The 21092-nt window shown below is 47.6% G+C and carries 12 protein-coding genes and 3 pseudogenes; 11 read left to right on the top strand and 4 right to left on the bottom strand.

Going from position 1 to position 21092, the window contains the following annotated elements; translation table 11 throughout:
• Nucleotides 1–500: 500 nt before the first annotated feature.
• The 9 genes and pseudogenes from RTP97_RS09880 to dptH all read left to right on the top strand — a co-directional run bounded on the left by RTP97_RS09880 (nucleotide 501) and on the right by dptH (nucleotide 14395).
• Nucleotides 501–767, top strand: a complete 267-nt coding sequence (locus RTP97_RS09880) for an AlpA family transcriptional regulator (RefSeq protein ID WP_312413115.1) — start codon at nucleotides 501–503, stop codon at nucleotides 765–767.
• Nucleotides 764–1360, top strand: a complete 597-nt coding sequence (locus tag RTP97_RS09875; RefSeq protein WP_312413113.1) for a host cell division inhibitor Icd-like protein — start codon at nucleotides 764–766, stop codon at nucleotides 1358–1360. Before RTP97_RS09880 ends, RTP97_RS09875 begins: the two co-directional genes overlap by 4 nt.
• Nucleotides 1357–1590: a hypothetical protein gene (locus tag RTP97_RS09870; RefSeq protein ID WP_409455934.1), complete on the top strand. Its 234-nt coding sequence runs from the start codon at nucleotides 1357–1359 to the stop codon at nucleotides 1588–1590. The genes RTP97_RS09875 and RTP97_RS09870 overlap by 4 nt, the downstream gene beginning before the upstream one ends.
• Complete coding sequence (locus tag RTP97_RS09865; protein ID WP_312413111.1) at nucleotides 1587–1907, top strand: DUF5375 domain-containing protein; 321 nt, start codon at nucleotides 1587–1589, stop codon at nucleotides 1905–1907. The genes RTP97_RS09870 and RTP97_RS09865 overlap by 4 nt, the downstream gene beginning before the upstream one ends.
• A gap of 14 nt (nucleotides 1908–1921) precedes the next feature.
• Nucleotides 1922–4255 (top strand): primase-helicase zinc-binding domain-containing protein, encoded by a 2334-nt coding sequence (locus tag RTP97_RS09860; protein ID WP_312413109.1) that lies wholly within the window; start codon nucleotides 1922–1924, stop codon nucleotides 4253–4255.
• Between the two features lie 730 nt (nucleotides 4256–4985).
• Nucleotides 4986–6233, top strand: a pseudogene (locus tag RTP97_RS09855) (tyrosine-type recombinase/integrase); the annotation flags it as partial.
• A 179-nt stretch (nucleotides 6234–6412) separates the two neighbouring features.
• Nucleotides 6413–8011 carry a DNA phosphorothioation-dependent restriction protein DptF gene (dptF, locus tag RTP97_RS09850; protein WP_058675763.1) on the top strand — a complete coding sequence of 533 codons (1599 nt, stop codon included), beginning with the start codon at nucleotides 6413–6415 and terminating at the stop codon, nucleotides 8009–8011.
• The gene (gene dptG, locus RTP97_RS09845) at nucleotides 8011–9366 is read left to right on the top strand and encodes a DNA phosphorothioation-dependent restriction protein DptG (RefSeq protein ID WP_312413104.1); all 1356 of its coding nucleotides are present in this window, start codon (nucleotides 8011–8013) and stop codon (nucleotides 9364–9366) included. The genes dptF and dptG overlap by 1 nt, the downstream gene beginning before the upstream one ends.
• Entirely contained in the window at nucleotides 9347–14395 is a 5049-nt protein-coding gene (gene dptH, locus RTP97_RS09840) for a DNA phosphorothioation-dependent restriction protein DptH (protein WP_312413101.1), read from the top strand. The genes dptG and dptH overlap by 20 nt, the downstream gene beginning before the upstream one ends.
• Nucleotides 14396–14679: 284 nt before the next feature.
• On the opposite strand, the gene dndE is transcribed toward dptH, so the two are convergent.
• Genes dndE through dndB form a run of 4 tightly spaced genes read right to left on the bottom strand, consistent with a single transcriptional unit; the run spans nucleotide 14680 to nucleotide 19745 of the window.
• Nucleotides 14680–15039 carry a DNA sulfur modification protein DndE gene (dndE, locus tag RTP97_RS09835; protein ID WP_312413098.1) on the bottom strand — a complete coding sequence of 120 codons (360 nt, stop codon included), beginning with the start codon at nucleotides 15037–15039 and terminating at the stop codon, nucleotides 14680–14682.
• Entirely contained in the window at nucleotides 15039–17039 is a 2001-nt protein-coding gene (gene dndD, locus RTP97_RS09830) for a DNA sulfur modification protein DndD (protein WP_312413095.1), read from the bottom strand. Before dndD ends, dndE begins: the two co-directional genes overlap by 1 nt.
• Complete coding sequence (gene dndC / locus RTP97_RS09825) at nucleotides 17029–18663, bottom strand: DNA phosphorothioation system sulfurtransferase DndC (RefSeq protein ID WP_312413094.1); 1635 nt, start codon at nucleotides 18661–18663, stop codon at nucleotides 17029–17031. Before dndC ends, dndD begins: the two co-directional genes overlap by 11 nt.
• Nucleotides 18660–19745 carry a DNA sulfur modification protein DndB gene (gene dndB / locus RTP97_RS09820; protein ID WP_312413091.1) on the bottom strand — a complete coding sequence of 362 codons (1086 nt, stop codon included), beginning with the start codon at nucleotides 19743–19745 and terminating at the stop codon, nucleotides 18660–18662. The genes dndC and dndB overlap by 4 nt, the downstream gene beginning before the upstream one ends.
• A gap of 325 nt (nucleotides 19746–20070) precedes the next feature.
• On the opposite strand from dndB, the pseudogene RTP97_RS21425 reads away from it, so the two are divergent.
• Nucleotides 20071–20482: pseudogene (locus RTP97_RS21425) on the top strand (DNA helicase); the annotation flags it as partial.
• Nucleotides 20471–20968, top strand: a pseudogene (locus tag RTP97_RS09815) (HNH endonuclease); the annotation flags it as partial. The pseudogenes RTP97_RS21425 and RTP97_RS09815, both read left to right, overlap by 12 nt.
• Between the last annotated feature and the right edge of the window lie 124 nt (nucleotides 20969–21092).

Here is a 21092-nt window from a genome sequence, read left to right as displayed (position 1 = left end):
CACATTATTCGCTAATATTCGACGAGTGGCTTTTTTTTTGACCAGTCCTGTCATGGTTACAATGGATTTTCGCCTTGTTGCAATAACTATTTTTATGCTGAAAATAGAGAGCTACCTGAAGCCGGACGGACACGACCGGCATTGTATGGACTTTAAGAGGTAGCCCGATGCACACTGCTTTTTTCTTTTATTTCCCACAAATTTTACGCCGCAGCATTTTTTCCCTACCGCACCTCATGGCATCTGTAAGCCTGTCGACTAATGGCTCGCGGCACCGCACCTTTTATAACAATTAGGAATTAATGCTCCTTTTATATGTGATTTAGGTTTGTCTGTTCTGACGTGATTTAACATTATTTTACTTCGTTTTACCTGACCCGAAGTCAATGTTTATTTCAGAAAAAACAAACATGACCTGAAGAAAAATATACACATAATAGGGAGCTACCCGAGGCCGGACGAACATGACCGGCACTGTATGGACTTTATGAGGTAGCCCGATGCACACCACTTTTTCTTCCCCTTCTTCTGCCCCTGCAGCCCCGTTAATGCCGGTCCCGGATGCGGTTCAGGAGCGTTTTTTACGCCTGCCTGAAGTCATGCACCTGTGCGGCCTGTCCCGCTCCACGATTTACGACCTCATCAGCCGGGAGGCTTTCCCGAAGCAAATCTCACTCGGGGGTAAAAACGTGGCGTGGGCACAGTCGGAAATCACCGCATGGATGGCGGATCGCATTGCCGAACGTAACCGGGATTGCGACGCATGATGATGGCCGCTCAGCAAAAAGCCCCTTTTTCTGGCTTGCATCCGTTGTGTGTTTCCTGGTACAGTTTTGCTGTTGCCGCAAAATCGGCAGCCGGGCGTGAGAACCCGAGCAATCCATCGGCGATACCAGACGCGCCATGCGTCTTTTTTTGTGTCGCAATCAACGCCATAGAGCGCCAGATAATGGTGTGGTGTGCGAACATTCGTGCAGGTGTGACTCTCAGTCTCCTGACCGTGTTAGTACATTATGCCGTCATGTCAATGGTAGCTCAGGCGGGGCAGCCCTCGGGCTGGCCGGTACTCGATGGAGCCGGTATTCTCACCCCCGTCTGGGCTATCGCCATTGAGCGTGAGAACTCCGGCGATAGCAACAATCTGCTATCCATCGGAGGTTGCCTTATGGCTACGACCCTCATCCAGTCACACCCACAGTTTGTCTTCATATTTGCCGCTGTTCGTCGCACAGATCGCAAGCCCTGTATCCGTATGCTCCGCACCGTAGCCGGTGACGAACATGCTGCGCGCCTTCCCCTCGTCCGTGATTACGTCCTCTCGTTCGCCGGTCGTCTGCCAGTTGCGGAGGTACGTGCATGACAGAAATCACCCACACGATCACTCATGCAGACCTTCAGTGTCTGGAGCATGTGCGTAACGTCGGCCAGTTCGTGAATGAGGTGGCACATATTCTCGAATGTTATGCGGTTCCCTCCGATCCGGCGCAGCAGCTCCGGCTTACTTCCGTGATTTATCTGATGACCACCCAGCTTGACGGCGTAGTCGAACGCTGCAATGAGCGCTGGATGAATGAGGAGGTACGTCCGTGAAACAGCCATTACCCACCGTATTACGCGCCGCGCTTTATCGCCGTGCCGTGGCCTGTGCCTGGCTGACCCTGTGCGCGCGTCAGCACCGCTATCCACACCTCACCCTTGAATCGCTGGAAAGCGCCATTGTCGCCGAGCTGGAGGGCTTCTACCTGCGCCAGCACGGCGAGGAAAAGGGCCGCCTGATTGCCTGTGCCTTACTGGAAGATTTAATGGAGGCCGGGCCGCTGAAAGCCGCCCCGTCATTGTCCTTTCTCGGGCTGACCGTGATGGATGAGTTATGCGCCCGCCACATCAGCGCGCCGGTACTGCACTGAGGGAGACCACAGCAATGAAAATGAACGTAACGGAAACCATTAAACAGGCGTGCGGCCACTGGCCGCGCATTCTCCCGGCGCTGGGCGTGAAGGTCATTAAAAACCGGCATCAGGCCTGCCCGGTGTGCGGCGGCTCTGACCGTTTCCGCTTCGATGATAAAGAGGGGCGTGGCACGTGGTTCTGTAACCAGTGCGGCGCGGGTGATGGCCTGAAACTGGTTGAGAAGGTGTTCGGCGTGTCGGCCGCAGAGGCTGCCGGAAAGGTGGGAGCCCTGACCGGCAACCTGCCGCCGGTTGGCTCAGAGGTGATTGCGGTCTCAGAGGCGGAAACCGATGCAAACCGCAAAGCGGCGGCCGCGATGGCCGCAAAACTGATGGTGAAAACCTGCACGGCTACCGGCAATACCTACCTGACCCGCAAGGGCTTCCCCGATAGTGAATGTGTGATGCTGACGACCACGCATAAAACCGGCGGTGTGACGTACAGTGCCGGTGATGTGGTGGTGCCGCTGTATGACGATACCGGTACGCTGGTTAACCTTCAGCTCATTAATTCTGAGGGTCTCAAACGCACCCTGAAGGGCGGCGTGGTGAAAGGGGCATGCCATATCATCGCAGGGCAGAAACAGGCAGGAAAACGCCTGTGGATAGCAGAGGGCTATGCGACAGCACTCACCGTGCATCATCTGACCGGAGAAACCGTCATGGTGGCGCTGTCGTCCGTGAACCTTCTTTCTCTGGCGAGCCTTACCCGACAAAAGCACCCGGCCTGTCAGATTGTCCTCGCCGCCGACCGCGACCTCAGCGGCGACGGCCAGACCAAAGCCGCAGCGGCCGCACGAGCCTGTGAGGGGATTGTTGCCCTGCCGCCGGTATTTGGTGACTGGAATGATGCGTTTATGCAGCAGGGTGAGGACGCCACGCGCAAAGCTGTCTATGGCGCCGTCCAGCCAGCCACACAAAGCCCGTTCGATACCATGAGCGAGGCGGAATTTACCGCCATGAGTGCCAGCGAAAAGGCGATGCGGGTGCATGAGCATTACGGCGAAGCGCTGGCCGTGGACGCTAACGGCCAGCTCCTTTCCCGCTACGAAAACGGCATCTGGAAAGTGATACCGCCCTCCGATTTTGCACGCGACGTGGCCGGGCTGTTCCAGCGCCTGCGCGCCCCGTTCTCCTCCGGGAGAATCGCCTCGGTGGTGGAAACCCTGAAGCTGATAATTCCCCAGCAGGCCGCCCCGGCGCGCCGGCTGATAGGTTTTCGTAACGGGGTGCTCGATACCCAAAGCGGGATATTCAGCCCACACAGTAAAGCGCACTGGCTGCGTACGCTGTGCGATGTTGATTTTACCCCGCCAGTGGAGGGCGAAACGCTGGAAACCCACGCGCCGAACTTCTGGCGCTGGCTTGACCGCGCTGCCGGTGGCCGTGCTGATAAACGCGACGTCATTCTCGCCGCGCTGTTTATGGTGCTGGCGAACCGCTACGACTGGCAGCTATTCCTCGAAGTGACCGGGCCGGGCGGCAGCGGGAAAAGTATCCTCGCCGAAATCGCGACCCTGCTCGCCGGTAAGGATAATGCAACGTCCGCCGACATTGAAACGCTGGAAGATCCGCGCAAACGTGCCTCCCTGATTGGCTTCTCGCTGATACGTCTGCCTGACCAGGAGAAATGGAGCGGTGACGGCGCAGGGCTTAAGGCCATTACCGGCGGCGATGCGGTATCTGTTGATCCGAAATACCAGAACCCATATTCAACCCATATTCCGGCGGTGATTCTGGCCGTGAATAACAACCCGATGCGCTTCACCGACCGCAGCGGCGGTGTGTCACGTCGCCGGGTAATTCTTCATTTCCCGGAGCAAATCGCACCCGATGAGCGCGACCCGCAACTCTGCGATAAAATCGCGTTCGAGCTGGCCGTCATTGTGCGCCAGCTTATGCAGCAGTTCAGCGACCCGATGAGCGCCCGCGCACTGCTCCAGTCACAGCAGAACTCCGGCGAGGCGCTCAGCATCAAGCGCGACGCTGACCCGACATTTGATTTTTGCGGCTATCTGGAAGCGCTGCCGCAGACAAACGGTATGTTTATGGGGAATGCCAATATCATCCCGCGGCAGCCACGTAACTACCTCTATCACGCCTATCTGGTCTATATGGAGGCCAACGGTTACAGGCACGTGCTGAGCCTGAAAGCATTCGGGCTGGGGCTGCCGATGATGCTGAAAGAATACGGCTTGAATTACGAGAAGCGACACACCAAACAGGGGACGCAGACTAACCTGACGCTCAGGGAGGACAGCAACGGCGACTGGCTGCCAAAGTGCGACGAACCCGCAGCAACATAACCCACCTCAGACCGGCAACAGCCGGTCTTTTTCTTTCTGACCATTGCCTCAAGGTGAACAATCCATTGTTCACCCTTCACCGTATATTCACCCTTTATCATTATGAAATTATTGATAAAAAAACAGAGGTGAACAGAGTGAACAGTAAAACCCAAAAAAACTTTTTACCCCTCCCTCGTTGCATGACACGGTGCATCCTTAGCGCGCACAAATTACAAAGGTGAAGAGTCGACTGTTCACTCTTCACCAACTCATCACCACTTAACTTAATGATTTTAATTGGTAAATATTCGAGGTGAACAGTGTGAACAGTTAAAAGCAAAAAAAGATTTTTATGGCTCTCTGTCCTGGTTAGGTTCCGAGTGACGGATCCTAACCGAAAGAAGCTTTCAATTTTATTTAGTGAGTCATATCAGATAGCTAAGGTGAAGTGGGGGTAAAAAATGGTTGGGGGCACAAATGGGGGCATATATCATGGATTGAATTTTTTATTTGTTATTTATCATTGGGTTATTTGGTGGTTTGAGTCCGGCCTTCGGCACCACAAGTATGTAAATGGACCTCAACTGAGGTCTTTTTTTATGTCTAAAATCCAGCATTTACCTACCTTTCTCGCTATATTAACTCTCTCAAGGTCAACCGACTTCAACGTACATCTACCAACACATGTTGGTACAGATGATGGTATTTCCGATTCGATAATGCTTGTACCAACAGGGAGGGGATAAGCATGGCTCTAACAGATATCAAAGTCAGAACAGCCAAGCCAATGGATAAGCAATATAAGCTGACCGATGGCAACGGTATGCATCTTCTCGTCCATCCTAATGGTTCTAAGTACTGGCGTTTGCAGTACCGTTTTGACGGCAAGCAAAAGATGCTGGCACTTGGGGTATATCCTGAAATCACATTGGCGGATGCTAGATCACGCCGCGACGAAGCGCGTAAGCTGTTGGCGAATGGCGTCGATCCAGGAGACAAAAAGAAAAGTGATAAGGTTGAGCAGAGAAAAGCCCATACTTTTAAAGAAGTGGCGATTGAGTGGCATAGCACCAATAAAAAGTGGTCTGAAGATCATGCCCATCGTGTGCTAAAAAGCCTGGAAGATAATCTCTTCGCAGAGCTCGGGGAGCGTAATATCACGGAATTAAAGACTCGCGATTTATTAGCACCTATTAAAGCCGTGGAGATGTCTGGACGTCTTGAGGTTGCTGCCCGTCTTCAACAGCGAACCACAGCAATCATGCGTTATGCTGTGCAGAGTGGATTGATTGATTATAACCCCGCTCAGGAGATGGCTGGGGCAGTTGCTTCTGGAAACAGGCAACATCGTCCGGCACTGGAGTTAAAGCGCATCCCTGAGTTACTTGAGAAAATAGATGGCTATACCGGCAGGCCGCTAACCCGCTGGGCAACAGAACTTACTTTGCTTATCTTTATTCGCTCCAGTGAGCTGCGTTTTGCTCGCTGGTCAGAGATAGATTTTAAAACGTCAATGTGGACAATCCCGCCGGAACGAGAGCCTATTCCTGGAGTGAAACATTCTCATCGCGGTTCAAAAATGCGCACACCGCATCTGGTTCCGCTTTCTAAGCAGGCATTGGCGATCCTGAAACAGATAAAACAGTTTTGTGGGGAGCACGAGCTGATTTTCATTGGCGATCACGACCCGCGTAAACCCATGAGTGAAAACACGGTTAACAGTGCCCTACGGGTTATGGGTTACGACACTAAAGCTGAGGTTTGCGGTCACGGCTTTCGTACAATGGCCTGTAGTTCGTTAATTGAGTCAGGGCTATGGTCGAAGGATGCGGTTGAAAGGCAGATGAGCCATATGGAACGCAATTCGGTGCGGGCGGCGTATATCCATAAAGCGGAACATCTGGATGAGCGCAAGTTGATGTTGCAGTGGTGGGCTGATTTTCTGGATGCGAACCGGGAGAAAGGGATTACGCCGTTTGACTATGCGAAGATCAATCGGGAGCAGGTCACAGGAGGAACATATCAAAAACAGGCAGATACACAATTTAAATTACAGTCTCTTTCATCGATTTTTGTCCATTATGATGACACTCTATATTCGTATTGAAATCATAGTAATACAGTGCATTTATTAGTAATATTTAACCTATTGATTATTTCAAGGAATAATGACCGTTGAAATTTGCACAAGCTCTCAGCATTCTCTCAAAGTCTTCACCGTATGCGGTCAGTACCGAGAGAGAGCACTATCAAGATCACCTCGTTGGATTCAAGAGATACATATACATCACGACAGATATAGAAGCGGATTTTAAAAAAGCACTCCTATCTGCTAAGTCCAATCAAGTCATCTTCCTATGCGGAAGTAGTGGTGATGGCAAGTCTGAGATCTTGACGCAGTACAGCCAAAAGCACAAAGTGACTCATGACTTCCATTTGGATGCGACTCACAGCTTCAATCCAAGCCAGACAGCCATTCAAGCTCTTGATCAAAGATTCACCCAGTTCAAGCAAAGTCATAAACCACTTGTTGTGGGTATTAACGTTGGTATGCTCGGCAATTATGCAGAAGAAGGTTCCAAAGAGCATAGCGACATCAAAAAGGTGCTCAGAGACTTTCTCTCTCGTAAGCGATCAGCAATTCCAAAGCAGTACGTATTCTTGGATTTTGAAGACTATCCAAAATTCACCTTCAATGCTGAGGGCTGTGCATCAGACTTTGCAGAAAAATTTCTAAAAAGATTGACAGCACAAACGCTTGAGAATCCTTTCTATGCGCTTTATGACAAAGAGCTCAAATCTCTAGGTCATACTCGCCTGACGGCAAACTATGCGCTGCTGAGTCGCCCTTCAGTTCAGGAATCTCTGATCGGCTTATTACTCAAAGCCCGTCTTATCAAAGATCAGTTCCTCACGGCCCGAGCGTTACTGGATTTCATTTTCCAGTTGCTCGCGGCGGATGGCTACTTGTTCGACAACTTGTTTGCAGGCAGTGATAACGAGCTGTTATCCCGTATACAGGGTTTTGACCCAAGTAATCTGCACACGCGCACCGTCGATGAGTTTGTGCTTCAGCATGAGCTGGGCATTGAAGATGAGCGTTTCAATGCGTTTAGATCTAAAATTAACGAGCTTGGTTTTTACGAGGTAACCAAAGCAACGTCTTTTCTTCGCCTTTTCTATTTGCTTCGGGGTGACAAAGAGCTCAGCAATGAGTTTGTAACGCCTATCCAAAACGAGTTCACAAACAATCTGGTAGAAACCTATGCATCTGTCTGGATGCGACATCGTGATTTCGATGGTTCAGGAAAGATGCGCAAACTGCTTGGCAGTTTCTACAAAGAAACGCTGATCGCAGCGCTTCACCGCTATTGTAATCGTCATGCCCCAACACTCGACAAAGACGAGTATTTAGTTTCTGAGCTTAATGGCTACAAAACGGCGGTGTCTCTTGAAGTTAAGGCCGATTTTTCAGCAATACAAAACAGTACACTCGAAAAAATAGGCACCTTCAATGTGTATCTGAAAGTCGATGAACAATCGCTTAAGCCAATGCCAATTAGCGTCAAACTACTTGAGCTTTTGGTCAAGATTGGGCAGGGGTATCGCCCTAACAAGCACGACAAAAATGCTGTTTTGTTGCTTGATGAAGCATTGGAACAGATGCTGACAGTAGCTAAGCAAAAAGAGACCTTTTTTATTCTCAAGGGTGATAAGCGCTACAAAATCGTGAAAGAAGAAAGTGACTATTTTGAAGTGAGTGGTATGCACTAATGACGACCGATAATTTCACATTACCGATAAAGGCCGGTTTGCCACAAACGGTAGCTGATAAGTTCCAAAATAAGAATACGTTGAGCAGTTACATTCCCATTCGTACGCAAGGCAATGATTTTGACTGGTCATCAGTCGTGGGCTTAGTCCTGCGTGGATTACTTTGTAAAAAAATAGAAAAGTACAATTACCAAGATTTTAATGCGGATTGCAAAAACAACTTACAAAACAAATTGGGTGAAGAGGAATTTTGGAGTGTACTTGAAGATATGTATTTCACTAATGAAAATATATTCTCGGTAACCCCTGAGTTTCTGCTGTTTAAGAGCCAGAAGAGTCAAGATAACAAGTACACGCGCGACATGCGAATGGCATCCTTGTTTATTAACTTACTTCAAGGACAGCAAATTGAACGATTTGAATCTAACTTGAACTTCCTCGAAGAGGAGTTTCTTAAAACGCTTTTAGAGAAAACAAAGTCAGATCGTGACAAGGAATTCCAAGTGACCGAGTCACCATATTTGCCCTATATAGCAGAGGCGTTTAAACGTGACCTCGAGTTTTTAACTGGTTATCCGAAATACCTGTTGGATGAGTTCGAGCGTTTCTTGGCATTCTATGGCTTTGCTTACACGGCTCAATTAAGCCTATCGTTGTCGGATTGGAAAACAGGTGAAGCCCCAACCGCGAAACCGCTGTATTTCATCATGGATCATGAGCGCGCCAGCAGTGAACGTATCCATATCAAAAAGCACGGTTACAAGCTTTTTAGCGAATCGTCTTTCAAGCTGTTTCCCTTCCTCTCTATGCTGGAAAATCTTCAACCAAACCCAGAAAAATTAAAAAAACCTTTGTGGCAATTGGCAAAGGATATTAAGAGTTCAGAGCGGAGTGATCTAGCTGGGTATATTGAAAATTACGCAAAAATGTTTCGCCACAACAGAAAACTTGAAACAGCAATACCTGAAAAAGCAGAAACCGCAATTGATTGGTTGGAATATGCTTTGAAGCTTGCTGAAGAACAGTTCAGAGACCCTAAAACCGACCGTCCGGGGACTATCAAAAAATATATTAAAGCGGTTGAAGAAAACATGGCTACTGGCTTCGTGCAAGCTCGTGGTCGCTCTGGTCGGGTGTTAGTACTCACTCAAGACCACATTATTTTGCTTACTAACCTGGTGGTGGGTAAGGAAGAAAAGCTTCGCTTCCATGAGCTGATAATTGGCTTACAGCAAAGGGGGATTTTTGTTGATAAGCAGACAGAACAAGAGCTTATTAAGTTCTATGAGCGAATTGGCAACGTTGAACGCATGAGTGATAGTGGAGATGCAGTGTATGTGCGCAAAACAATTTGAATCGTTTCTGGTTGAGCAGTTTTTACTGCACGCGAAAGGAAACATCCGCGCAGGCTATCGCTACCAGTTTAACTCTCCTGACCATGCTAATAGTCAGCGACTTTTCGATGCGCTCTTAGCGCGAAAAGGAGGAGAGAGCGAAGCTCGCAATGGTGTAGCGCTGAGCTATTTAGACCTAGAAGACTGCAAAGTGGTGCCAGTGCTTCATAGCGAAGATGCGTGTGAAACGGGCTTTACCGAAAACTACATCTCTAATTTGCGTGACGAAATAGCAAGCCAGGAAGGTCCGTTGAAGGGCTGTGCACTGGTGGTGATTCACAATAGTCGCCTAGATACTCTCATCAACTCGGCGGAAGATCTTGGCCAGTCTGGCCAGGTGTGGAGTCCAGGGAAAATCAAATTCGCTCTTAGTGGCTTTATTGAGCAATCTGACAAATCTCGAGACGTTTCGCTTTGCCTTTTGGACGACCAATTTGACGCGATTTTGGAAGATGGTGCGACCATGTTCGGTTTCGAGTCTTTATACAAGGCAGTTGAGGATGGCGAGCTGTGTTTCAGCGAGCTAGGCATGTTTGAGGATCCTTTTGTTGCTGAGTTATCGGGCAATAAAAAACAGATCAAACAGCGCCTAGAAGAAAACCGTACGCTTTACCAAGAGTTGTCGTTTGAAGTAGAGCATTTTGGTCAGCAACTTGAAGAAAGGCTGAAAGGCTTTAGTAGTAGGTTTATCAAAGAACATTTTTCTGACGATGGTTGGAAAGATGTGGAGTTTGAAACTTATCGAGAAGAGATCAAAAGGAATAAGATTCAGAACCTTAAGCATGAAGGTGAAGACGAGACCAATAATGCGCAAGTGATTGGTCGTTACCCAAAAGAAACTAAAGCAGGATTGCGTGACCGTCACTTGATTATTGCACTGGAAGAAGGGCAAAGTGAGTTTGAACTTAAACTGAGCTTTTCTGGCATCAGCGATTTAAGAAAAGAGCAGTTTAAAGTCTCGCCAGCGAATGCACTTGGCAAACACGAAGTCATCAGCACGCGCCTAACTAGTAAAGGGGCAAACGCTACTCTAGCAGCTAGTTATGCCAATGAGCCTTTGTTTTTCACGCTAGCATTGAAGCGTGACAATACCTCTGAACACCATAACTTCCGTTGCTTGGTTGTCAGAAAAGGCGAGTTTCACCTCGAGGCATTCAAAAACATTTTCGCCGTTGAGCCTTCAAAAAAACGCCTTACCTTGAAAACGGTAGACAACAGCTTGGTTATTAACCCGGCGCTAACTGCAAACCGAAGCCTAGATGATGTCGGTGAAGTGGTTGACCGCGCAGAATTTGGTGTTGTCGATTTTGAATCTTTGGCCAACGAGTCAGAAGAAATCAGCTTTGTGGTGAAATCAGGTGATAATTCCCTGACATTTTATATTGAGGGTGAACAGGTAGAAAGCAGCCTGTCCTTCCCATTGCTGCTTAACCAATCTCGCTTCCACAAATTGTTTGACGATCACGTGTTTGGCGAGCTTTATCCGAGTAAAGACGTTGTCGCGATCGATCATAGTGAATTTCGCGTCATGGAGCCGCGCATTAGCCTACTTCGTTGGGAAGAGTGTTTCGTTCAGCAAAAGCAAGTCTACCTAGCGGAATCCAACAGCATGGCGTTGGAACAGTTAAAGTCTATTGATGACGGTCTTCACTCAGCATACCAAGCACTGTTTGACTATCTAGCGAGCCGACGAACAACTATTTCGTTGGTTTCGTGGGGGCCTATATTTACGGCACTCGTGAAAGCGACCGTGGATGCATTCCTTGATTATTTCAACGCGATCCCAACTGGTGGCATGCTTACCAAAGAGCAAAAGCTTGTGATGCAAATCGGTTTGGTTCGCGAGAATGGTGAAGAATATTACTCGCCATTCCACCCAATGGTGTTGGCTTACTACTTAAATCTTTGTAATGAAATGCAAAAAGATGACAGCTTTGCTGACTTGCCAACTGTCACGTTCAATCGCTTGGGGCCAAGTGGACTGCTTCCGTATGTCTATCATCCCAAGCATGGGTTTGCCTACAACCAGCAAGTAACAGAAAACGGGTTTTGGGTTAAAAGTGTCCCTCACCAGAAAAGTTGTCTGAAGTTCGTTCGCAAGCTGGTTAAAGAAAAGATCAACGAGTTCCAAAAAGCGTTTCGCCACTTGTTTACCGGCTCAGAGAAGAGTGTGTTGGTGAATGCCGTGAATCAAGATCGTGCAGAAGAGTTATTCCTCGGTTTGGTTGACTATGTAAAAGATAACCTCGATAAAGCGGCATCAATTCATGTCAACCTCTACGATGATGAGCTGGTTTTCAATGCATTTGACCAGTTTGCAGAAACGTTCAATTACGAAGAATTAAAGTCTTGGTTGGAATTGGACCGAGAGAAAGTGCGAGAAAATGCCGACACCATTATCGATATTCTGCGAACCCGGCTAACTTACAGCAAGTTTACCAATGCTCAAAGTGAACGCGAAGGGCAAGCCTACTCGCACCTGTCTTTTTTCAGAAACAACGACAACGTGAAGTTAACGACCTTGAGCGTTGACGACATGCCTAGTGGTATTGCGTGTGATGGTCTGCTGACGGGCGACGCTTCTAAAAGTGATGAAGGCTCATACTTCACTGCATTTGGTTTGCAAAACGTTCAATATAGTAACCAACCACACTTGGAAATAGCGAAGTATGTTGGCTCGTTAATAGAACCAGCATTTAAGCCCAGCACACAATACACGGGGGCCAATGCTCCTGCTCTTGCGGTCAGTGAAGACTTTAAATCTCTGCTAGCGCGCTCTTATGACAGCTCAATTTGGACCACCATCATCGACCCGAAAGTGACGCTAGACTTCTTCCACGCCAATCAATGTATAGTGCTTATTCATTATTCTGATCAGTACACCAGCTCAGCCAGCTACGATGCGATAACCGTGACGGCACAGCGTGGTTTGTTCGAAAGGGTGGTTGCACAAAGTGGCGGCAAGCAGATTAACGAGTTCAATGCCTTCAATGGTGATTGGCTACTGAAGATGTTGACTTGCAACGACACCATTCGCAAAGAGCGAACTGGCATTATCGGCGCCTATAAATTTGCGACGTGTCTGGTGCACCAATCTGATATCACTTGGGTTCCGCTCTCAGTTGGTGAAATGATCCGCGTGTCGGGTAACATCGGCCTGAAAATGACCGACAGTGACTTCTCACGCAATGTGCAGAGATATAAAAAAGGCGCGATTTCAGATGATATACTGCTGGTGGGCTTTAAAGAGGGTAACCTTTATTTGCTTCCTGTCGAAGTGAAAGCAGGCTCCACGCCAGACTACAAAAAAGCAGTACAGCAAGCGAATGAGCTTCGCCGCTATCTAACAGAGCTTTTGAGCGACGAGACACTGGCGTCGAAGCTATACCGAGGCTTGTTTATCCGCCAAGTGTTGATGCAAATCGACAAATACCGTCTGTACAACGTATTCAGCAATGACTATTTCGAAGCCCTGCTGGCAGAGAAAGAAGAGTGGCTACGCGGTAACTACGCGATTGCGGAGCTTGAGAACTATCCAGCAGGTCTAGTGGTTAGCCACCTTGAAAGCGGAAGCTGTTTCGAACCTGGCTATAACATGCAGGATGGCGTGTTGAAGGTTGACCTTCCTATGTCTTTGCTGCCTTCACTGGTGCAACACCCGCTTCAAGTATTAATGAACGAAAAGGACATCGCACAGATCTGCCATGTGCCGGCGGAGTATATGTTGGTGGGGCAGACAGCTTTGAAAAAAAGAGAGTCGCTCGTTCCATTAGACGTTGTGGTCGATAAGCCAGAGGATTTAAAACCGAACCTCCAAACAGAGGAGCCGTCAAAGTTAGCTGCAGAGCCAACCCCAGATTATGCGAGTGAATGCCGAGTTGAAATTGGTCAGAATACGCTTACCGGCGAAAAAGTTTTCTGGGAGTACGGGCACAAGGATTTAGCAAACCGTCACCTGATCATTTTTGGTAGCTCAGGGCAGGGTAAGACCTACTGTATACAAGGTTTGTTGATGAGCTTGGCCGATGCTCAAATTCGGTCGCTGGTGATTGATTATACAAACGGATTCTTGCCGAATCACCTTGAGCCGGAGTTTATTGAACGAACAAATCCTAAATCCAATATTCTTTGTAATGAGCCATTCGGTATGTCGCCATTTAGAGCTCAAAAGCAAGATTTTGGCGGGATTTTTCTCGAAGAGAAGCCTCATATGGTGGCTGGAAGGGTAGCCTCTGTTTTTAACAAGGTATATTCGACAATTGGCGAGCGCCAGATCGCAGTGCTCAATGAAGTGATTGAATCTGGTGTCCAACGATATGGTAGTGCTTATAGCTTACAGAATATGTTGGATGACCTAAACGAGGAAGAAACTGCAGGACCAGCACTTGCAAGCAAGCTGGCTCCTCTTGTTAAGTCTAACTTGTTTTCATCTGACAGTGATAAAAGTTGGAATGATGTGTTTGAGAGTGAACATCACCGCTCAACAATTATGCAACTTGCGTCGCTTAACCACGATATTTCAATGCTTTGTACTGAGTTTTTACTTTGGGATCTATACTCCTACGCATGTAGTTACGGTAGTAAGGAAAAACCGATTCCTATTGTATTGGATGAAGTGCAGAACCTCGATCATCGCCTGGAGAGCCCATTGGGCAAAATGTTAACGGAAGGACGCAAGTTTGGGGTATCCCTAATTCTGGCGACTCAAACGCTAAGTATGCTGCGTAAAGATGAGCAAGATCGTTTATTCCAGGCGTGTCACAAGCTGATTTTTGCACCAGCAAAAACAGAGACAAAGACGTACGCGAAAATTCTTGAACTGAGCATGCCAGGTACAAAGCAGGCTGAGTGGGAAAAGCAACTAGGAGACCTATCCAAAGGACAGTGTTTATCAGTTGGCTACCATTTGGATAACTGTCAGTTGAAGATGAGTGTTAAGAAAGTGAAGGTTTCCTCCATGTTATCCCGCCTGAACAATTCTAAGGGTTGAGCCTGGTAGGTCTATGGATCTTAGCTTTCTGAAAAATTTAGTTAATTTCGTGCTGGCGGCGAGGGGACTAAAGGGCCCCTCATAATCCTTTGATGTTGTTATATGCACTGGTAATCCCCCCTGCATTCAGGTTAGGAGAAAATTCTACTTATGCCTGCATCGATTTTTCGGGGGGATTACCATATGTCAGATCAAGTCGCGACTAATACAGATTACCGTTGTTAGTGTGCCATTTTCATGCTTTGTTAGCAAAGATGGGGTGAATATCGACTTATTATTTTCCATTATTTGTATACTCCATATACAAAATCTTTTACCGAGCGATAGTTTCTTAACCCCGTAATCCCATCCTCAACATGTGCTGCCCAGGCTTTAATCATATCCTTCTGCGTCATCTGTGGATAAAGCATCTTCAACACCAATTCTGTAGTCTGTAATGTCTCCCCCAGCCACGTAATTTTATCCAGTACCAGCGAGCCATCCAGCTTCTTGGTATCCCGCTCAAGCGAATAACGGAACTCGCTCTCTACCGAACGGAAAAATGCCAGTCGAGCAGCGATATTGGGCGTAATCCCTGTATATCCTTTCAATTTTTTAAGCTGCTCTTCAGTCTGACGACTAAGCACCATTCGATTCGGGAGCATCAGATCGCCTCCTTAGTTAATTCCCAGAAATAGCCAGGTTTCAGTGCAGACGATTTGGTATTTGCATTAAACACAATCTCATAAGCATGAGAGATATCATCACGCAATTGATCAACAAAATAACGCTCATCCACTTCCGTATCAGTAGATAGCAGCACTACCTGATGGCTGGCAAACGGGAAATAGTGGTTAATCAGTTTATCCCGATGCTGAGAATCCAGACGTCCTAATGGCGTATCGATAATCACCGGTAAATCACGGCCTGAGGTTTTTGCTAAAGCCTCAAGAATAGCAATTGCATAAATTTGCTTTTCACCGGCAGAAAGCAGCTTACGTTTTATGACGGATCCTTGTTCATCAATCAGCTCTACGTCAAACGTCTCTGGGTTAATGTGCGCACTAAGTTGTAAATCTTCTTTACGGGCCAGTTTGCGATAGGCTATTTCGAAATTCGCTGACAGTGTTTTCACTCTTGCCTGCGTTAATACATCACTGTATCGATCGAGTAAATTAATCGTTTCTTGAGCGTTTTTAAAGGCGCTACTCAAGCCATGCTGACTTCGGGCAACATCATGCATTTTTTGTACCTGACGAACGCAATCCAGTTGCTGTTGCTTAATTCGTTTAGCATCTTCCAGCAATGAAAGATATTTTTGCCGCTGTTTTTCACGTTGCTTATCCAGTTCGCGTAGCTTCTCAAAGAGCTCCATTAACTGGTCGTCTTCCGGGGCGCGGGCAATATTTGCAGCAGCCTGCTCTAACTGCTGTTCAGTCTCTGATAACTGGGTACGGTAAAGATCGAAGCGTTGCCATGCCTTTTTGCTGTCTTGTTCAATCGACTGTTGGAGCATACCGGCTTCACGTTCAGAGATATCAAACAGCAAATCGCCTTTAGGCTTAGTTGCCATATACTCTTTTAGATTATCGGTAATCGCTTCAGCTGCTATTTTGCCAGTTCCCTCAGAACGAAATGCAATATCATTTCTGAGTTGCGTTAAAAACTGGCTCAGCTCTTTTTCAAAGCTTTTTGCCTGTTTAATCTGCGTTTCATCAGTAATTTGTTGCAGTAAACGAGACAAAATAGTGGGCGCAAGCGCATAAGGTAGCGGCCCATCACATTCCTGACGCAGTGCTTTTTCCAGACGTTCCTTATCTTTCAATAACGCATCAACTTTCTGCTTTTCCTGCGCTTTTGTCTGGGCAAAAGCCCCCCCCTGAGCATTTAGCAAACCTTCATAACGGATGATATCTTTAGAAATAAACTCAATCCGCGATTTGGCAAAATCGGCTCTTTCCAGTATCTCTTCAGTCTGGCAGGCCAATTCTTTACTTTGTTTTTCAAGCTCTGCAATCTGCTGTTGTTGAGAACCCACCAACTGGCTGGATTGCTGGCGCTTAACAAAAATCATTAAGTCATTACGCAGTTTGGATATCAGGTCCAGACCTAATAAACGGCGCACTGCGGTACGCAAAATATTGCCGGATTCATCTTCCGCCAGCTCCGCAATTTTCTCGCCATCAAAAAAGAACAGATCGGCAATGCCATGCGGGATTAATTCATTAAGAAACCCCTGGCACTGATCGTAATCCAGCTCACTGAGTGGCTGTCCATCCTGTTGCAGAGATAGGCGATCTTTCTTACCTTTTTTCCAGGTTCGCGTAACGGTAAATTCCGCTTCATGGCCGCCCTTATTATAGGTAAAGGTCAATTCGACAGCGGCTTCCTCAGGTTGTTCAATATCGTACGCACCGTTGTGAATTAACGAACTAAGTTGCTCGACATATTCCTGTTGTTGAGTGGCAAGGCCAAACGCCAGCCGACCATATAGTGCTAGACGGATCGCTGATAGGATCGACGTTTTCCCTGCACCGTTTAAACCACCAAACAGTACAATAGGTCGTGGATTCAAATCGTGTGGGCGCTTTCTGGGGGCCAGATCAATGGTATGAGTACCGTTAAATACCCGAAAATTATGTAACACTAGTTGTTTAATGAGCACGTTCGTTTTCCTCCTCGACTAAAACAGAGGATTCACTGGCATCGACAATTCTTCGCTGTAGAACCTGAAGTTCAGCTTCCAGCCTGGTGACTTCTTCCTGGTGAATATCCCGGTCGTTACGTTTTTGTAGTGCTGCTTGTTGCTGCTGGATCTCTTCGAGACTACCCCAGTCCTGTTTTAGAATGGTACCGAGTTTGTCAAAAATCCCCTGACGACGGCTTAGCCCTTCCATTGACACTTCCAGTTCAATCAGCTTCATGACCATCTCGGGTGCAACGTCAAATCCCTGAGCTATCTGTATCAACAAATCTGCATCGCTGGCGTCAAAGCGCGACTGATCGTCCACTACCCAGTCTAAATCCTGCTGATACACTTCTCGGTAAATACCCGGTAGTGTGTCATACCAGTCTGGTTCATTAGGATCTTTCAACCATTCCTGACGGATAGCATGCAGCTCCGGTTGGGTAATTAACGTAATCGTATGGCCTTGAGCATTTAAATCACGCTCGATTACCAGCAGCTCTTTTAGCCACTGCTGGCGATACTTAAGCCAGTAGGGGCCAGGAACATGTTTACGCTCGGCACTAATTTCTTCGCCATCTTTGGCATACTGATAACTGACCTTGCCAGTACGACGTTTATAGTTGCGAAACGTATCTTTATTTACTGGATCGGTGGTAAATGCCAGCAGATCACGGTATTTCAGCAACGGAGACATCCACTCTTCACCGTTTTGAATCAGGCTTTCCATTGCCTTGTCTTTAGTCACAACGGTACAGGTCCAGCAGCCAAAACGCGAGTTGCCACAAGAGGGGGTACTTTCATCGATGACCAGTGGACACTCTCCCTGTGCGGAAGAGTCCATATAGAGCGTCCACAGAGGGCGGTTGTTTCCACCCCACGGACTTTCCCATTCATCGATATCTTCAGGGGCGTAACGGAAAGCGCCGCGTAGTAACTTCCAGACGTCTTCTACATCCCAGGTATCGATAGGAGTATAGATAAATGCATTTGCCAGCGTGGTATGCCGGGCCAGGCGTGAACCATCAATTTTATGTTTTGCGATTACCTGCGCACGGGAAGCACTCTCGCTACTACGTGAGCCGAGGACAACAATAACTTCATCAAACTGGCTGACCTTATCTTTGATAAAGTCGCTAACCGGGTTGATCTTCATTCGTTCAGTACACCAGCGAAAACTCCGGGTTGGTGCCGGGTAGCCTTTCCCCAGCAAGTTAACCCAGAACGTTTCATTGGTTTTTGGCATAACAGCATGTTGAGTGATCGGCAGACCATTGCGCTTTGCACCTGCTTCGATCTGCACCATGGTTTTCTTAATCAGATCAACTACTACCGGCGTTTCAACCAGAGTGTCGGAGGAAACCAGGAAAACATCTTTGCTGCGCATTTCTGGGGGCAGACCGAGTAACGCCAGATACACAAGCGTGATCACGGCGGAAGAATCTTTCCCACCGCTGTAGCCAATTACCCACGGACGCTTGTCCGCACAATAAATTCTTTGTACTTCGGCAACATATTCGGCAAGAGGGCGTCCGGCGAATTGCTCCTGATTAATAAAATCTTCGTATTCGGCCAGATCGAAGGCCTGAACTAATTTACTCATAAGGCAACCATTTGATCTTCAAGCTCCTGTTCTTCAGGAGTGAGCGGAATTGAGAGTGCGGTTTTTAGCGCATTACAGGTGAGCTGGATCGCAGTACTGGTTTTACTTAGCTTACCATGCTGCATTGCACGTTTAATCAGATCTGGGTTATTTCTGCGCCAGTTAAAAGTTTTGAGTGCAGCAATTTTTTCCGGCCATTGCTCCGGGTAGTCTGACAGCAGGGCATTCCCCAGTTGTCCAAGCGCCTGTAAACCTATACCGTGAGCGTGGACGTAGTCTTGTCGTAGCTGAACAGGAGAGACCTCTTTTTTCGCCGCTAACTGCCAATCAGGCATTACGTGAAAAATAGCCTGCCAGTAGCGGATAGCTACTTTAGTGCATTCTTCAAAATTGTCTTCTTTGGGATCTTTGCCCAACAGCGCACGGGTGGCTTGTTTGATGCTGCTTAACGTAAATAATTTATTGGAGCGCTGACTAATGCCGGATTTTTCCAGCTCAGTCATCCCGACGAATGGCTCTACGGACATCGCCAGATAACGCGCCAGATTTGAACTGGCGTCACGATGATCATACAGCGATGCCAGCGACGGGCTGGGACGAATGGCATATTTATTCAGATCGGCAAACATCTGCTGGCTGCGTTTTAATCCTTCATCGACAAAAAATAGTACTGGAATGTTATCTTGCCCCAGCTCCGGGCGAGCATCCAGAGCGTCCTCAATCGCTTTACGACGATGCTGACCATCATTGATCAAAATTTGCGCATCCATGGGAACGCACAATGTTCCTAGGTTGTTGGAACCCGGAAACTCATCAAACTGGACGTCTACAGCAATAGAAGCCGTCAGAGCTGAAAACACATAATCTTTAGGGTTTTCCAGAAGATAACGGACCATTTCAGGAATACGTGATTTATTTAAGGTACGTTGCGCGCGTAGCTCAGGCGGTACGTCATTTTCATCAAAGCTGAATATTTTGGGAATGATACGCATCGGACACGTGGCAATATAGAAGGGACGACCTGCCTGAATGCCACGTATAGCCGGAAACGAGTAGCAATAATCTGCATCAACACTAGCCATACTGTAATCCGTATAAAATTTCAGGTTAATTCGATTACGTAATATTTTACGTAATTCCTGATGAAATTTACAGTGTTCCGACGAGATATTTTGCGTACTGCTTCCCAGATTACTGTTCGTACAATGATCATAAATTCAAATTTTCATGACTTACAACTCTTCTTTCGTCCTATCCATTACATAATCATGCGCGAAAGACTCCAGCCGTTAAAACCTCCCTCACCCATTGCGCATACCTCCCCAAAGTGGAGAATGTTTATCCATTTTCTGTTTTATCACGCTTAAATCAACAGCTTGCATGCAAACATAGGACAGGTGATGGACATTCAGTGAGAGGCTGGGCCGCTCCGGGGATCGGTTCCCGCTGGCGGAGGCCAAACGGGATGCATTAAGCCATTTTATCGGTAGCAGGGATGGCAACATTCTGGCCGTTAACGGGCCTCTTGGCACGGGTAAAACCACGCTGATGCTTCCCATCATCGCTGCCCAGAGGCGGGGCCGCGCTGGATAAAAGTGACCCGACGGTAATGGTGGCGACATTCACCAACAACCAGGCGGTCATTAATATCATCGAGGCCTTAGGGAAGGGGCATGGAAGCCTCTAAAAGTATCAAACCGAAGATTTCTTTAAACGCATAGGATTAAAAGAGTACACTGAGGATGCACAGGCGTTTTATCTCAGTAAAGCGCAGGCCGCCTTGCTTGATGAAACATGCACCTCCCCGAAAGCCATAGTCGGCATCGCTGCCTCTGCACTCACCGGCCTCAATTTCACGCCATCCGACTTCACCGGTGGGATAAAATCAAAGTACGTTAGGCTGCTCACCGAGCAAGGCTTTCAGATCGTCCATAAAAACGAACCCCTCGAACCAAACCTTTTCCCGGACGAGATCCAACAGGAAGCCACCTACATCGAAGGAGCCGTCGTGCAGGTAACCGTTAACCGCTAAGAACGTGACCGCAAGGCTCGATAAGCAGCAATAGAGTGGCATGGTTATCAGTGCAAAGTATGCGGTCTCGACATGACAAAGGTGTACGGTGAAATCGCGAAGGGCTTCATTCATGTGCATCACCTTATTTCTTTGTCAGAGATAAAAGAGAACTACCAGGTTGACCTTAAAACCGATCTCATCCCTATCTGCCCCAACTGCCATGCAATGCTGCACCGACAGGATCCGCCAATTTTGCCTGACGCACTAAAGAGTAAGTTAAGAAAGCTATAAGCTCACTTTTTATTTCTTAAAGATCAGAAGTAACGTAGCAGACTATGCACGTGTGAAGGCAAACCAGCCCGCACGAGCATTAAATGCTTAGCCAAGTGTTTTATGTTGTGGAGATGACGCGTTG

Origin of the sequence: Pseudescherichia sp., assembly GCF_031998825.1 — a bacterium.
GTDB lineage: Bacteria > Pseudomonadota > Gammaproteobacteria > Enterobacterales > Enterobacteriaceae > Pseudescherichia.
This window is presented reverse-complemented; position numbering and strand designations above follow the sequence as displayed.

Bases quoted from the DNA above. Each gene is read 5' to 3' on its own strand.
- RTP97_RS09880 (WP_312413115.1), top strand. From the start codon at position 501: ATGCACACCACTTTTTCTTCCCCTTCTTCTGCCCCTGCAGCCCCGTTA.
- RTP97_RS09875 (WP_312413113.1), top strand. From the start codon at position 764: ATGATGATGGCCGCTCAGCAAAAAGCCCCTTTTTCTGGCTTGCATCCG.
- RTP97_RS09870 (WP_409455934.1), top strand. From the start codon at position 1,357: ATGACAGAAATCACCCACACGATCACTCATGCAGACCTTCAGTGTCTG.
- RTP97_RS09860 (WP_312413109.1), top strand. From the start codon at position 1,922: ATGAAAATGAACGTAACGGAAACCATTAAACAGGCGTGCGGCCACTGG.
- dptG (WP_312413104.1), top strand. From the start codon at position 8,011: ATGACGACCGATAATTTCACATTACCGATAAAGGCCGGTTTGCCACAA.
- dptH (WP_312413101.1), top strand. From the start codon at position 9,347: ATGTGCGCAAAACAATTTGAATCGTTTCTGGTTGAGCAGTTTTTACTG.
- dndE (WP_312413098.1), bottom strand. From the start codon at position 15,039: ATGCTCCCGAATCGAATGGTGCTTAGTCGTCAGACTGAAGAGCAGCTT.
- dndC (WP_312413094.1), bottom strand. From the start codon at position 18,663: ATGAGTAAATTAGTTCAGGCCTTCGATCTGGCCGAATACGAAGATTTT.
- dndB (WP_312413091.1), bottom strand. From the start codon at position 19,745: ATGGCTAGTGTTGATGCAGATTATTGCTACTCGTTTCCGGCTATACGT.